14 protein-coding genes are annotated in these 14,260 nt (G+C 63.8%); 7 read left to right on the top strand and 7 right to left on the bottom strand.

Features of this window, described 5'->3' with window-relative positions:
• Window positions 1–19: 19 nt before the first annotated feature.
• The 3 genes from BLT71_RS16840 to BLT71_RS16830 all read right to left on the bottom strand — a co-directional run bounded on the left by BLT71_RS16840 (window position 20) and on the right by BLT71_RS16830 (window position 3,063).
• Window positions 20–805 (bottom strand): hypothetical protein, encoded by a 786-nt coding sequence (locus BLT71_RS16840; RefSeq protein ID WP_091722546.1) that lies wholly within the window; start codon window positions 803–805, stop codon window positions 20–22.
• Window positions 806–853: 48 nt separating this feature from the next.
• Window positions 854–1,567 carry a hypothetical protein gene (locus BLT71_RS16835; protein WP_091722543.1) on the bottom strand — a complete coding sequence of 238 codons (714 nt, stop codon included), beginning with the start codon at window positions 1,565–1,567 and terminating at the stop codon, window positions 854–856.
• A gap of 215 nt (window positions 1,568–1,782) precedes the next feature.
• Entirely contained in the window at window positions 1,783–3,063 is a 1,281-nt protein-coding gene (locus BLT71_RS16830) for an RNA polymerase factor sigma-54 (protein WP_172829996.1), read from the bottom strand.
• Window positions 3,064–3,464: 401 nt separating this feature from the next.
• Between BLT71_RS16830 and paaA the strand changes: the two genes are divergently transcribed.
• The 7 genes from paaA (at window position 3,465) to galU (ending at window position 9,347) form a co-directional block, all read left to right on the top strand.
• Window positions 3,465–4,484 carry a 1,2-phenylacetyl-CoA epoxidase subunit PaaA gene (gene paaA, locus BLT71_RS16825; protein WP_091722538.1) on the top strand — a complete coding sequence of 340 codons (1,020 nt, stop codon included), beginning with the start codon at window positions 3,465–3,467 and terminating at the stop codon, window positions 4,482–4,484.
• Window positions 4,481–4,861: a 1,2-phenylacetyl-CoA epoxidase subunit PaaB gene (gene paaB / locus BLT71_RS16820; protein WP_091722535.1), complete on the top strand. Its 381-nt coding sequence runs from the start codon at window positions 4,481–4,483 to the stop codon at window positions 4,859–4,861. Before paaA ends, paaB begins: the two co-directional genes overlap by 4 nt.
• The gene (gene paaC, locus BLT71_RS16815; protein ID WP_091722532.1) at window positions 4,858–5,796 is read left to right on the top strand and encodes a 1,2-phenylacetyl-CoA epoxidase subunit PaaC; all 939 of its coding nucleotides are present in this window, start codon (window positions 4,858–4,860) and stop codon (window positions 5,794–5,796) included. Before paaB ends, paaC begins: the two co-directional genes overlap by 4 nt.
• 32 nt (window positions 5,797–5,828) lie before the next feature.
• The gene (gene paaD, locus BLT71_RS16810; RefSeq protein WP_091724109.1) at window positions 5,829–6,320 is read left to right on the top strand and encodes a 1,2-phenylacetyl-CoA epoxidase subunit PaaD; all 492 of its coding nucleotides are present in this window, start codon (window positions 5,829–5,831) and stop codon (window positions 6,318–6,320) included.
• Window positions 6,321–6,329: 9 nt separating this feature from the next.
• Entirely contained in the window at window positions 6,330–7,556 is a 1,227-nt protein-coding gene (gene paaE, locus BLT71_RS16805) for a 1,2-phenylacetyl-CoA epoxidase subunit PaaE (protein WP_091722529.1), read from the top strand.
• 29 nt (window positions 7,557–7,585) lie between these two features.
• Window positions 7,586–8,368: an enoyl-CoA hydratase/isomerase family protein gene (locus BLT71_RS16800; RefSeq protein WP_091722527.1), complete on the top strand. Its 783-nt coding sequence runs from the start codon at window positions 7,586–7,588 to the stop codon at window positions 8,366–8,368.
• 88 nt (window positions 8,369–8,456) lie between these two features.
• On the top strand, window positions 8,457–9,347 hold the full coding sequence (galU, locus tag BLT71_RS16795; protein WP_091722524.1) for a UTP--glucose-1-phosphate uridylyltransferase GalU: 891 nt from the start codon (window positions 8,457–8,459) through the stop codon (window positions 9,345–9,347).
• 18 nt (window positions 9,348–9,365) lie between these two features.
• Here the strand turns inward: galU and BLT71_RS16790 are convergent, their stop codons facing one another.
• From BLT71_RS16790 to BLT71_RS16775, 4 genes are all read right to left on the bottom strand, one after another.
• Entirely contained in the window at window positions 9,366–9,854 is a 489-nt protein-coding gene (locus BLT71_RS16790; protein ID WP_231994335.1) for a VanZ family protein, read from the bottom strand.
• A gap of 137 nt (window positions 9,855–9,991) precedes the next feature.
• Window positions 9,992–10,591, bottom strand: a complete 600-nt coding sequence (locus BLT71_RS16785) for an LPXTG cell wall anchor domain-containing protein (protein WP_091722522.1) — start codon at window positions 10,589–10,591, stop codon at window positions 9,992–9,994.
• A gap of 179 nt (window positions 10,592–10,770) precedes the next feature.
• Entirely contained in the window at window positions 10,771–12,453 is a 1,683-nt protein-coding gene (locus BLT71_RS16780; protein ID WP_231994333.1) for a DUF4012 domain-containing protein, read from the bottom strand.
• A 188-nt stretch (window positions 12,454–12,641) separates the two neighbouring features.
• Entirely contained in the window at window positions 12,642–14,084 is a 1,443-nt protein-coding gene (locus BLT71_RS16775; RefSeq protein WP_091722519.1) for a sugar transferase, read from the bottom strand.
• Window positions 14,085–14,260: the final 176 nt, after the last annotated feature.

The following is a 14,260-nucleotide window of genomic DNA, read 5'->3' as shown; positions in this document are numbered from 1 at the left end:
GCCGTGTCCGCTCCGCCGGTCAGAGACCCAGCAGGATGACGCGCCCGTTGCGGCGGATCCAGCGGCCCTCGTCCGCGCCGCCGTCCTGGCCGCCGCCCTGGCCGGCGTCGGAATTTCCGTTCTGCTGGCCGCTGTCCCAGCCCTCGTCCGGGGCGCCCCAGGTGGCTCCGGAGTACTGGTTGTTGTAGATCCGGGTGCCGCCGCGGTAGCCGCCGGAACCGCTGGATCCGCGCCGGGCGGCCTGGCGGGCGCGCAGCAGGGATGGGGCGTAGCGGCGGGCGGCTGCGGTGGCTGCGGCGCGGGCGGCCGCGTTGGGCGGGACCGAGACGGGGGTCCGCGCGGCGTTGCGGTAGGCGGCCCGGGCGAACCGGACGTAGCGGCGGGCGGCTTCTTCCTCGGCCTCGGATTCGTCCATGGACTCGGCTTCGTCGGCTTCGAGCAGGCCGCCGGCCATGGAGCCGAGCTTGCTGCCGATGGCTGTCCCGACGCCGGGAGCCACGAAGGAGCCGATGGCGCCTCCCACAATGGGCAGCGCCGTCTTGGCCACCGATTTGAGCGCGCCGCCCAGTGCTCTGCCGATGGGGGACTTGATGAACTTGGAGGCGCCCCGGACCACGCTGCGGGCCAGGCTGCCCAGGAATTGGTCCAGTTCCTCCTCGGAGCTGACGCTGAGGAGTTCCATGGCCAGTTCGGTTTCGAGGTTCCCTTCGTGGTCCGATTCGCCTTCGTAGCCGCTGAAGCCGCCTTCGTCCTCTTCTTCCTGCGCCCAGGGGCTGGCGGACTCGGTCTCGTAGTAGGTGCTCATGGCAATGTCCTTTGGGTTGGGTGGTGCTCGGGGGTGGGTTGTGCCGGGTTAGCGTGCGTTGAGGATGACGATGTTGCGGCCGCGGCGGATCCACCGGCCGCCGGAACGTCCGGACTGGCCGGGCTGGCCGGGCTGGCCGGGGCGTTTGAGGAGGCCGGGGAGGTGTTGCCGGGCCGCGGCGGTGGCTGCCTGCTGTGCTGCCTGGACGGCGGGCACACTCTTGGGCGTGGCGGCGGTCCGCTGCGCGGTGTCGGTGGCGAAGCGGACGAAGGCGCGCGCGGTTTCCAGGTCGCGGTCCTCGGCGGAGAGGCCCTCCAGCTGCAGGCCGGATTCGAACTTGCTGCCCAGCCACTTGCCCACCTGTCGTCCGGCCTGACCGCCGGCGCCGGGGACGAAGTAGTTGCCCACCGCCTGTCCCAGCTGGGGCAGGGCCTTCCTGGCGGCGGACTTGAGCACGTTGCCCACGGCCTGTCCCGCGGCGCTGCCGGCGAAGTCGCGGGCGGCGGAGAAGGCCTTCTTGGCCAGGTCGCCGAGGAACTGGTCCAGTTCGTCCTCGTCGCTGACTTCGAGCAGTTCCGCGGCGAGGGCGAGCTCGTCGGCTTCGCGGCTGTCCGCCTCTCCCCACAGGCCCCCGGCCTCGCCGGCGTCTTCGCCCTGGAACGGTGACTCGTCCTCGTAGGAGTAGCCGGACTCCTGTTCCATCACCTCGCCCCAGGTGCCTTCGTCCTGGCCCTCGAACAGTGCCCTATCGATGTCGTGCATGAGTATTTCCTTTCCGGAGTCTTGCAGGCGCCGCCGTTGGAGGCGCCACCGCGGAACACCGCATACCCTCTTACTGCACAATTCGTGCCAACCCTTTGGGGGCTTGGGTTGCGGTCTCCGGGGCCGGGTTTCCGGGCGCTGACAAGCGCGGGGCCGAACGGGGGTTCGCCGCGGCGAAAATAGATTCGCGTGGGGCTGGTGCAGCGAAGTTGCGCTCAGGCGCCCTGCTGCAGCGTGTGACGGTACTTGTTCACGGTCCGCCGGGCGACGCTGAACCCGCCGCGCGCCAGCATCTCCCGGAGCTGCTCGTCCGAGGCGGGACCCGCCGTCGTGATTGATTCCCGCAAGGCAGCCCGCGCAGCCAGGCCCTTGCCGAACATGCAGGCGAGGTCCGTGACGGAGCCGGTGGGCAGCCGGAGCCGCTTGCCGCTGACCGCCCGGCTCACCGTGGACGGGTGCAGCCCGAGTTCCTGCGCGACGGCGGTCCGCGTCAGGGGTTTGTGGTGCCCGGTGCCGCGGTCCAGGAAGTCCTTCTGGTGCATCACCGCGCATTCGGTGATGCGGAGGAGGGCGCCGGCGCGGCGGTCGATCTGGTAGAGGAGCCGCTGCGCCGCAAGTTCATGCTCTGTGAGCCATTGCGCCGCCTCGGTGGTGCCTGACGCCCCGCGCAGGCCGGCGGAGAGGTCCGCCACCTGCAGCCCGAACCAGGCGCTCGCCGGCACCTCCACCTCCAGCGATCCGTCGGGCCTGCGGTACAGGAACACGTCCGCGGTTGGAGCCGCTCCTGCAACGGACGCAGTTTCCGCGGAAACGAACGGCTTCAGCCGGTCCTTGATGAGCGCCAGGCCTTCCCGGACCTGGGCCTCGGTCAGTCCCATGGCGCGGACGACGACGTCGGTGCTTCCCGCGGCCAGGTCGCCGAGGTGCCCGCGAACCAGGCGGGGGAGCCAGTGCGGGACGTGGCCCTGCTCCGCGAGCGCGTCAGCCTGGGCGGCCAGTAAATTGGTGATGCTGGTGGCGGCGATGCCGGGCGGGCCCACGGCCTTGATGGCGCGGACGGCTTCGTGGACGTGCCCGGGCTCCAGGTTTTCAGCTGCGGCGATCGCTTCCGGTCCGGCGTCGAGGAGCCCGCGTGGGGTCAGGTGCGCGATGACCAGGGTGAGCGCGTGACGGCAGTCGGACCGGACTTCCGTTCCGGCGTCGGCTTCGAGCGTCGCGAAGGGGTCATAGGCCGGTTCCATGCCGCCGGGGAACTGGGCAGCGGTGGCCCGCCCCGTACAGCGGGGGCAGGTTCCGGAGGCGACGTGCCGGCCGCAGCCGGGGCACGGGTGGCCCTCGGCCCGCTCCAGGACGGGGTTCTCGGCGAGCGCGCGTTCTGTGGCCTGCGTGACCTCGTCGTGGGTCAGGGCCAGCATGCCCATGGCGTTTAGAAGGCCGGGCAGCGCACGAAGTTCAGCGTGCAGCACGGTCTGCAGTTGCAGGCTCTGACCCGCCACTCCGCTCGCCATGGCCCTTCAGTACCCCCTCAAACGCGCGCTCACTTGCGGTGTCTTCCCAGGGGACGCGCGCTCACTGGTTTCAGGTTGGTTGGTCTCCATTTGCCACGACGGCCGTTACTGCAGCGTTACGCCGAGCCCCCAAAACGACATCTACTGCTACCCAGTTGGGGGAGCCGCCACGAGTGAGCGGGCGTTGGAGGGATAGCCGCCACAAGTGAGCGCGCGTTGTAGCGAGAGCCGCCACAAGTGAGCGCGCGTCGAAGGGGGAGCCGCCACGAGTGAGCGCGCGTCGAAAAGGGGTGGCACGCTTGACGGCCCCAAACGCTTCCGCATATCCTGAACGAACGGTCGGTAAATAAATCCGCGCCGTCCCGGAAGGTCATTGCATAGGAGCAACCATGGCAGCGCAGAACCTGCAGTCAGTGCCCGCTGAGCCCGCAACCGAACAGGCCCAGGCGGCCCAGCAAGAAGCGGACGCAGCCGGCCAGGCCCACTTCGACCGCGTCATCGCCGAAGATTCACGCATTGAGCCCAAGGACTGGATGCCGGCCGCCTACCGCAAGACGCTGCTGCGCCAGGTATCCCAGCACGCCCACTCGGAGATCATCGGCATGCAGCCCGAGGCCAACTGGATCTCCCGTGCCCCCAGCCTGAAGCGCAAGTCCATCCTCATGGCCAAGGTCCAGGACGAGGCCGGCCATGGGCTCTACCTCTACAGCGCCGCCGAAACCCTCGGCCAGAGCCGCGACAAGATGATGGACGACCTCATCGCCGGCAAGGCCCGCTACTCCAGCATCTTCAACTACCCCGCCCGCACCTGGGCGGACATGGGCGCCATCGGCTGGCTGGTGGACGGCGCAGCCATCTGCAATCAGGTCCCGCTGTGCCGCGCCTCCTACGGCCCCTACGGCCGCGCCATGGTGCGCGTCTGCAAGGAAGAATCCTTCCACCAGCGCCAGGGCTTCGAGATCCTCCTGGAGCTCTCCAACGGAACGGCAGCGCAGAAGCAGATGGCGCAGGATGCCGTGAACCGCTGGTACGCCCCGGCGCTGATGATGTTCGGACCGCCGGATGACGATTCGCCCAACTCCAAGCAGTCCATGGCCTGGAACATCAAGCGGTTCAGCAATGACGAGCTCCGCAGCCGCTTCGTGGGCATGATGGTGGAGCAGGTCCGGGTCCTGGGCCTCACCCTCCCCGATGACCAGGTCCGCTACAACGAGGACACCAAGAAGTGGGAGCACGGCCCGCTGGACTGGCACGAGTTCCAGGAAGTGCTCGCCGGCCGCGGTCCCTGCAACGCCCAGCGTTTGGAACGCAGGCGTCAAGCGCACGACGACGGCGCCTGGGTTAGGGAAGCAGCGGCGGCTTACGCAGCAAAACAGTCAGCAAAGATGCAGAAGGAATACGCAGCATGAGCCCCCACGGCAACCCGGAAGCCCCCGCAAGCGGCGCAGCAGAAATCAACCGCGAAGCCCCCAAAGTCAGCACTGCACCACAGGAGCACCACGACCGCTCCGCCTGGGGCCTCTGGGAGGTCTTCGTCCGGTCCAGCCGCGGCCTGAGCCACGTGCACGCCGGGTCCCTGCACGCCCCGGACGCCGCGATGGCCCTCCGCAACGCCCGCGACCTCTACACCCGCCGCAACGAGGGCGTCTCCATCTGGGTTGTCCCGGCCGACGCCATCGCGGCCAGCGATCCCGATTCCAAGGGCTCGTTCTTCGAGTCCCCGCAGGGCAAGGACTACCGGCACGCCACGTACTACACCAAGAGCGAAGGGGTAAAGCACCTGTGAGCACGCCCCCAACGAACAGCGAAACCACCACGGGTCACGGCGACATCTCCACCGGCGTAGCCGCGCCAATGGTCGGTGGTGAAAGTAACGCCTCCGCCACCCGGATCACCCCTGGCAACGCCCTCCGCCCGGAGGACATCGCCCTCGAGGTCAAGACCGGCCTGGCCAAGCCCACCGAGGACGTGGCGGAGTACGCCCTGCGCATCGGTGACGACGCCCTGATCCTGGCGCAGCGCCTGGGCCACTGGATCTCCCGCGCCCCGGAGCTCGAAGAGGACATCGCCCTGGGTAACATCGCCCTGGACCAGCTGGGCCACGCCCGCAGCTTCCTCACCTACGCCGGTGCCGGCATCCCCAAGGAGGACGGCACGCCGCGGTCCGAGGATGACCTGGCGTACTTCCGCCGCGAGCACGAGTTCCGCTCAGTGCAGCTGTTTGAGCAGCCCAACGGGGACTTCGCGGCCACCATCGCCCGGCAGTTCGTGGTGAGCTACTACCAGTTCGAGCTGTACCGCCGCCTCACCGAATCCACGGACGCCACCCTGGCAGCCATCGCCGCCAAGGCCGTCAAGGAAGTGGATTACCACCGGGACCACAGCGCCCAGTGGGTGCTGCGCCTGGCCGGCGGCACCGAGGAATCCCGCACGAGGATGATCCACGGCCTCCGCACCATGTGGCCGTTCGTTGCCGAACTGTTCCGCGACGATCATCTGACGGCCAGCCTCGCCGAGGCGGGTGCCGCCGTCGCGCCTTCCTCGCTCAGGGAAGACTTTGACCGCCTCACCGGCGAGGTCCTCCAAGAAGCCGAGCTGGAGGTGCCGGACGTTCCGGCGGCCCCCGGCGGCGGCCGTGAGGGCCTGCACTCGGAGCACCTGGGCTACCTCCTCGCGGAGATGCAGGTCCTGGCGCGGGAGCATCCCGGGGCGAGCTGGTGACCGTGTACATTTCGGACTTCGAGACCCGGACCATGACCCCGCGCCAAAAGGCGTGGGACATCGCCGCCACGGTGTGCGATCCGGAGATCCCCGTGCTCACCATCGAGGACCTGGGCATCCTGCGGGATGTGCAGGTTGCCGGTGGCCGCACCACCGTCACCATCACGCCCACGTACTCGGGCTGCCCGGCCATGGACGCCATCCGGGACGACGTGAAGACCGCGTTCGCCAAAGAGGGCATCGCGGACGTCACCGTGGACCTGGTCCTCGCCCCGGCCTGGACCACTGACTGGATGACCGAGGCCGGCAAGGCGAAGCTGCGGGAGTACGGCATCGCCCCGCCCACCGGCAGGAGCGACGCGGCAAGGCATGCCGGCCCCATCCGGCTGCAGATGGCCGTGAAGTGCCCGCAGTGCTCCAGCCTGCATACCAAGGAACTCACCCGCTTCGGTTCCACGTCCTGCAAGGCCCTGTATGTGTGCCAGGACTGCAAGGAACCGTTCGACTACTTCAAAGTCCTCTAAGGAACCGCCATGACTGTTGTCCGCCAGACCGCCGCCGAGGAGGCGCAGGCCACCGGCCGCCGTCGTCCGTCCTTCCACACCCTTGCGGTGAAGGAGGTGCGCCGGCTCACCGACGATGCCATCGAGGTGTCCTTCGCGGTACCAAAAGAGCTTACCGGCCAGTTCGACTACCTGCCCGGCCAGTACGTGGCGCTGCGCACCACCCTGCCGGACGCCGGCGGCGAGCCGCACGAGGTGCGCCGCAGCTACTCCATCTGCGCGGAGCCGCGCAGCTTCGAGGACGGCAGCAGTGAGATCCGCGTGGCCGTGAAAAAGGACCTGGGCGGGCTGTTCTCCACGTGGGCCAACGCCGAGCTGAAGGCCGGCCACGAGCTGGACGTGATGAGCCCCATGGGCGCGTTCGTGTCCAAGCACGGCCGCGACGGCCAGGCTGTTGAGCAGAATGTCATGAACTCCATGAACCACCCGGAAGATTTGGCGGGGGAGGCGGGCAGCTTCGTGGCCATCGCCGCGGGCTCCGGCATCACCCCGGTGATCGCGATCGCCCGGACGCTGCTGGCCGCCAACCCGGAGACCCGGTTCGACCTGATCTACGCCAACAAGGCCGCCATGGACGTGATGTTCCTGGAGGAGCTGGCGGACCTGAAGGACAAGTACCCGCAGCGGCTGGCCATCCACCACGTGCTGAGCCGTGAGCAGCGGATCGCGCCGCTGCTGTCCGGCAGGATCGATGCCGAGAAGCTGCAGCAGCTGCTGGGCACCGCCATCCACGCGGACGATGTGGACGAGTGGTTCCTGTGCGGGCCGTTCGAGCTGGTGCAGCTGTGCCGGGACACCCTGGCCGAGCGCGGCGTGAAGCCGGAGAACGTCCGGTTCGAGCTGTTCACGTCCGGCAAGCCGGACCGCCCGGAGGGGCATGCCGGCCGTCCCGTGATCGTGGACGAGAGCCAGGAGACGTACAAGATCACGTTCAAGCTGGATGGCCTGCAGGGTGACGTGGCCAGCCCCACGCATGCGCGCGAATCGATCCTGAACGCGGCGCTGCGGGTGCGCCCGGATGTGCCGTTCGCGTGTGCCGGGGGAGTGTGCGGCACGTGCCGGGCCAAGGTGGTCACCGGCACCGTGACCATGGACGAGAACTATGCGCTGGAGCAGGATGAGCTGGACAAGGGCTACGTGCTGACCTGCCAGAGCCACCCCACCAGCAAGGAAGTCACTGTCGACTTCGACGTGTAGGTCATTTTCAGCTTCAACGGAGGAGTTCCATGATTTCCCTTTCCATCAGCAACGGCATCGCCGAGGTTGTTCTCAACGCCCCGCACAAGCTGAACTCGCTGGACGAGCAGGCGCTGCGGGATTTAACCCAGGCGTACGACGACGCTGCTGTCGCCGCCTCTCGCGGTGAGGTGCGGGCGCTGCTGCTCAGGGGAGAGGGCCGCGCCTTCTGCGCGGGCCGGGACATTGCCGGGGTCACGCCGGAGAGCGACGACGCCGCCGCGTACCTGGGCGGGCTGGTGGAGCCGCTGCTGAAGAAGATGGCGGCGTTCCCGGCGCCGACGTTTGCCGCGGCCCAGGGCGCCTGCCTGGGGGTGGGGCTGGGGCTGCTGCTGGCCACGGACGTGGTGTACGTGGCGGAGAACGCGAAGTTCGGTTCGCCGTTCGCCAAGCTGGGGGCCACGCTCGATTCGGGCGGGCACTGGTACTTCACGGAGCGGCTGGGCATGCACCGGACGCTGGACCTGATCTACACGGCGGACCTGATCTCGGGCGCCGAGGCGGTGGCGCAGGGGATGTTCAGCCGGGCCATGCCGGCTGATTCTTTGCTGGAGTCGACGCGGGCGATCGTCTCGCGGGTGGCTGCCGGGGCCACGGGCGCGTTCGTGGCGTCCAAGGAGCTGGTGGCGCACATCCGCGACCAGCGGCTGGGCCTGTGGGCGTCCATGCAGGAGGAGAACCAGGAGCAGGCCCGGCTCTGCAAGACCGACGACTACGCCGAGGGCTTCCTGGCGTTCCAGGAGAAGCGGGAGCCGGCGTTTAAGGGCCGGTGACTGGCCTCAAGATGACGGGCTTACGGGGTCGCTGCCAAAAATCCAAATCAGCCACCCGTCGCTTTACGAGATTTGTTAAGGTTCAGATATGACTATGGGGAGAGCCGTAACTAAAGCCGTCATTCCTGCAGCTGGACTGGGAACTCGTTTCCTACCGGCCACCAAGGCAATGCCGAAGGAAATGTTGCCGGTGGTTGACCGTCCAGCCATCCAGTACGTCGTGGAAGAAGCCATAAAGTCCGGGCTCGACGATGTCCTGATGATCACAGGCCGCAGCAAGCGAGCCTTGGAGGACCACTTCGACCGCGCGCCGGGCCTGGAGCGCCTTCTTGAACAGAAGGGGGACAAGGACCGGCTTGCATCGATTCAGGCAGCCTCCGAACTGGGTCCAATTCACTACGTTCGTCAAGGAGAGGCAAAGGGGCTCGGCCATGCGGTGCTGTGCGGCAAGCAGCACGTAGGTAACGAGCCTTTCGCGGTGCTGCTGGGTGACGACCTCATTGACGAGGCGGAGGACCTGCTGAGCACCATGATTGAGGTGCAGCAAAAGACAGGCGGCTCCGTGATCGCGCTGATCGAAGTGGAACCATCCCAGATCAGCGCCTATGGATGCGCGGATGTCACGGCCGTTGAGGGCGAAGACTACGTCCGCGTCAACAGCTTGGTAGAGAAGCCCGCCGTGGCAGACGCTCCGTCGAATCTGGCCGTGATCGGCCGCTACGTGCTGCATCCGTCTGTCTTCACTGTCCTTGAGAACACCAAGCCGGGGCGCGGTAACGAGATCCAGCTCACTGATGCCCTGCAGACGTTGGCAGCCGGTGAGGGCGAAGGTTCCGGCGTCTACGGAGTGGTATTCAAGGGCCGCCGCTTCGATACCGGGGACAAGCTGAGTTACCTCAAAGCCGTCATTACCCTTGCGTCCGAGAGAGTGGAGTTCGGCGAGGATCTTAAGACCTGGCTAAAAAGCTTTGTTGGATAGGTGGTAATTTCAGACGTCTCATGAGGCCCGTTGCCGGAAGGCGGCGGGCCTCTTTGCCTTGACAACCAAGCTGGCCAGCAAAGCTCCCATGACAGCACCTGCAGTATTAGTCACGATGTCTGACGGACTTGCAAAACGGTTGTGAAGAAACAGAAGCTGCCCCAGCTCAATACAACCGGATACAAGGAGGCCAAATGCTCCAATTTGCCACCATCGTTTGAACGGAAAAGCGAGACGGGTCACGAATCCTAAAGGCAAAAAAAGCAGGATGTTCGCAAAGGCCTCAATAAATGCGTAGTCAAACCACAGCGGCAAGCCGTGGCGATGCAGAAGGCTGAGAACATCCGCGATCTGTCCGTCGATGGGTTGGTCGACTGGTGTCGGCCAAAACGCAATGAAGGCGAGGGGGATGAACATGGCGACGAGGATGAGCTTCCAAAACCGTTGCTGGTGAAAGCCGTTCAAAACAGATCCAAATGACTTCTCCAGCGTCGCCTGATGGTTCAACTACACGCAATAACAGTAACGGTCAGGCCTCTCAGAGCTCGGACGGCCGCAACTGAAAAGAAGTTAAACGAAAAGGTGGGTGGTTCTCCAAGTGCGGAGGACCACCCACCTTCTTGGTGGAGCTTTACTAGCTGCGGTTATGCAGCAACCTCTGCCTTGGCGCGGCGGCGAACAACCACCACGGAGGTTGCGCCGGCTGCCAGTGCGCCAGCGCCAACCAGAGTCCAGAGGATCAAACCGGAATCTGCACCGGTGTTGGCCAGACCTGTACCCGAACCGGTGTTGGCCAGCGGCGCGCCGCCAGCGTTGCCACCGGTGTTTGCAAGTGAAGCAGCAACCGACACCGTCACGGGGCCAACAGTAACGCCAGAGGTGTTGCCAGTTGCCGTGATGGAGTAAGTCCCGGCCTCGTTGAGAGCAAGCGGGACAGCGATCTTGCCCTGAGCGTCAGCAGTTGCCGTAAGCGTCTGCGGTGCCTGGAACACGGGGATCTTGGCCGAAACTGCGGTGCCGCCAGCATTTGCTGCGCCGCCCGTAACGACTGTGACCGTGATGGTTACCGTCTCCCCAGCAATGAATCCCTGACCCGTGAAGGTGAAGGTTTCGCCCGGTGCAACGGTGCCGTCAGAAACGCCAGCCGCCGGCGGAAGGGCCGGGTAGGTTGCGGCCATGGCCGGAGTCGAGCCGATAAGTGCGATGGAACCTGCCAGTGCGAGTGCTGCGAGTGTTTTCTTCATGTGTCCCCCCGGAGACGTTTAAGTTTTGTTATACCCGAATTTGGGGAAGTTCCCCTCCGCACGAGACCCTGTGCAGAACCACGGATAGATATCCCAAAAAAGACCGTACCATCCGGCGTTCGCTGTGAGCAATCTCAATCCAGTCGGTTTACATAGTGTTAACGAATGAACCTCGAGATTTAACCACAGGCCGCGTTTGCTGTGGGCAGGATCACATCCTTGACGGGTTGGACGGTCGGTGTGACAACCAAGTTAGGTTCAGCGTGCTGCACGATCTTGCCAAACTTAAACTCGACGGTCTGACTCTCGCCAGGTGCCAAGCGGACAGCCACTACGCCTACGGGTCTTCCGTCGTGGATATGTGGCGAAAACGGGGCCTTCTGCCCGTCAATAACCGCTGTTTCAACAGTGGATTGCGCGGGGCCATAGGCCACAATGTTGGTTTGAACTGAGCCCGGCGGGACGCCGAAGTTGCCGTCACCGGTCACGTACGCGGGCAACGATCTTGCGGCGTCGTTAGGGGCTGTATTGGTACTAATAACGCGCACGGTTGTCTCTTCGTAGCCGTCCTTTGAGCACGCCCTCACCAACTGAACAGTGCGTTTCACGTAGTAGTCCATTTTGGCGCCTGTGCCATCGTTGAAATAGACGCCGAACTCGGCGGGTGCCACTGTGACTCCACTTATAGAACCGCTCAACGCGTATTTCCCGATGATTGATTGCTCAGTCTCCGCCTGCGACCAGAGCCGAAGCCGGCCTTCCTGGACGCTGCTGGTAACGCCCTCAATCAGACCGCTTGCGTTGCCCTGGCCTTTGGAAAGAGCACCAAAAATTTCTTTTGCAACAAACGCAAAGTATGCGTCCTGCATCTCGGGTTCTTCGATCGCAGAGTAAACGTCGGATAGCAAAGTCTTAACAACGTTTTGTCCGTTCAGCTTCTGTGGCAGTTTTCCCTGTGCGATCTTCGCAATCTCGGGGTTCATGGAGTCGACTGGACCCGTCCCGTCAAGGAGATAGCCCAAAGCTACCGGATCGAGAGAAATGACACCGTCAACCCGTTGACCGGTTCTGCTTTCCCACATCGACGATGCGGTTCTGGCAGCAGTGGGGAAGTCCGGAGTTAAATTTACGTCTTGCATGAATTTACCAAGACGGGCCGAGTAGATCTCCGTTTGATCAGAATTTACGGGAACGACAGGGGAGAAAGTGCCCAGCGCTCCGGCGCTAGATTGCCCTGCAAGTGACATTCTGCCGTTATCGAAGCTGAGGATGGCCAGCGCTCCGGGTATTCCTCCAGTCGCACGAACTTCGGCATTATTCTCGACTAGCAAGAGGTAATGCCGTGCACCGGCGCTACCCATCATTTCGGGCGTCATTCGAGCGGCGTCCGAAGCGGCCTCCAAACCAGCGCCGGCAGTATCAAGTTCTCTTCGAACCTCGATGAGAGGGGTTTTCAACGCGGGGATTAAAGCACCAGCGTCTATTCCCCTCAAGCGGGCGGAGGACGCGCGCAGGGCATGGGAGGCCGACGTTAGTCCGGGCGACGCTGCCTTTAGAGGCTGCAGGTTTATGCCCTGCTCGGTAATGAGGTTCTGCCAATCAAGCGCCTCGTAGGATTGCGCGAGCGGTGCCACTCCGAGTTGAACAACGTCGTCGGCGGAAATTGCCATTTCTCTTGCTGCTTGGAAATTGGGTCCAATCCAGGGCAAAATGGTCGCCATGCTCCAGACTGGGTCGCTAACAAGTTGACGCGATGACTGAGCCCTGACAGAGAGCTCATCCACCTTGGTCAGCGCAGTGGATCGGTTGTTATCTTGAATCGCTGTCTTCAGCTCAGGTACAAGTCTTGCAACATGCTGCATCTCAGAATGCAGTGTGGCGGCCCTAATTCCTAGCCAAGCTGCACTGAGCACAACGAGAAGCAGGAACACACCGGCGAAAATTAGGAGAATCCGTCGAGGCTGCCTAGGTCGCCGGCGCCGGCCTCTTCGGCTGTCGTTTGAGCTGAGTTCACCTGAGCGCGAGGCACTTGAACTTGGCATCTCCTGCATCAAAACGCTCCTGTACTTCCAAAAACGGCCCGGAAAGTCTTGAACAGAATCACCACATCGCCCATAAGCGACCAGTTTTCTACGTAGTAGAGATCAAGGCGAATGCTTTCTTCCCATGTGAGGTTGGAGCGACCGGACACCTGCCAGAGGCCGCTCATGCCGGGGCTTACATAGAGTCTCCTATGAGCAGCATCGTCGTATAGGGCTACCTCGCTCGCACGCTGGGGACGAGGTCCAACCAGGCTCATGCTGCCGAGGAAGACGTTTAGTAGTTGCGGGAGCTCGTCTAGAGAGTATTTCCGCAGTATTTGTCCTACCGGCGTGATACGTGGATCGTTTTCTATTTTGAATAGAGGCTTGTCCCCAGAACCCTGCGCGGCCAGCAATTGTTGGAGTTGCGCGTCGGCGTCGACCTTCATGGACCGAAACTTCAACATCTTGAAAGTCGTTCCACGCAGGCCAATGCGCTCCTGTGCGTAGAAAACTGGCCCAGCACTCGTTGTTTTGACCAGGGCTGCTAGAAGTAAAAAGAGTGGTGACAGCAGGATCAGCAGTATGCCGGCTCCGAACAGGTCAAATGAACGCTTTGCGACCTTCTTGCCACCAGTTAGCTTCGGTGTCGAAACATGAATAAGAGGCAGCCCTGCCACAGGCTGGGTGTGGATTCTGGGTCCGGCCACGTCAGTAAGAGCGGGTGCAAGAATCATGCCGATTTCGCGGGCCGCTAGCTCCCAGCCCAACGTTCTCAGGTCCGATGGCGTCAGAAGTGCTCCGGCGGACACCGCAACAGCATCCACCTGGTGTGCCTCGATGGCGCTCAGGAGTGCCTCGATGTCTGAACTCACACCCGTTACTGGAACTGGGAAATCTTCATGAGCAAAGTCGAGCTGTTGTGCCCCGGGCAGGTGAGCCGCTACGGGGTGATAACCCGCTGCAGGTGCGCTAGTAAGGGAACGAACTAGGTGCTTTGCAGAATCTGGGCCCCCGATTATCAGGACACGCGAGTTACTGCGTCCAAGCTTGCGATCAAGGCTGAGGTGTTGGCGCACCAGCCAGCGGGCAACAAGTAGGCCAAGAACGCCAGCCGGGAAGGCTAAGCCCACGAATCCGCGGGCAGTGTCAATCCGGAGTGCATAGGAAACCACGGCCACAATACCGAAGAGCCAAACTGAAGCAGCGAGGACTCGCTTATATTCTTCTGACCCTGCGCCTAGTACCCTGCTGTTTCGACTGCCCCAGAAGCCCAACATCAACCACCAGATGACCGCTAAGCCAATAGCAAATGTCTGGTATGTGATGTCACTTGCGTCCACGACGGGTGCGTCTGTGTAACCGAAACGGACGATGTATGCGCCAACTACGGCCCAAAGCGTTACGGCTGCATCTATAAGTAGCAACCTCCGCGCATACTTAGGCCTCCAGCCCTTGGCCGTGGTGTTCATGCGCCCCCCATGTGATGCTCCAACTAATGCAAGCCCAATCATAGGCCGTTGTAAGAGATGATCGGCCTTGCGCGGATTGATACAGCCCTTACGCTGGTGCGCACGGCGGAAGCAACGTAGCTTTCGAAAGCTACAATCCAATCTTCAAGACCGACCTGCCGTCGACATCCGTACGG

The sequence above is a fragment of the Pseudarthrobacter equi genome, assembly GCF_900105535.1.
GTDB lineage: Bacteria > Actinomycetota > Actinomycetes > Actinomycetales > Micrococcaceae > Arthrobacter > Arthrobacter equi.
This window is presented reverse-complemented; position numbering and strand designations above follow the sequence as displayed.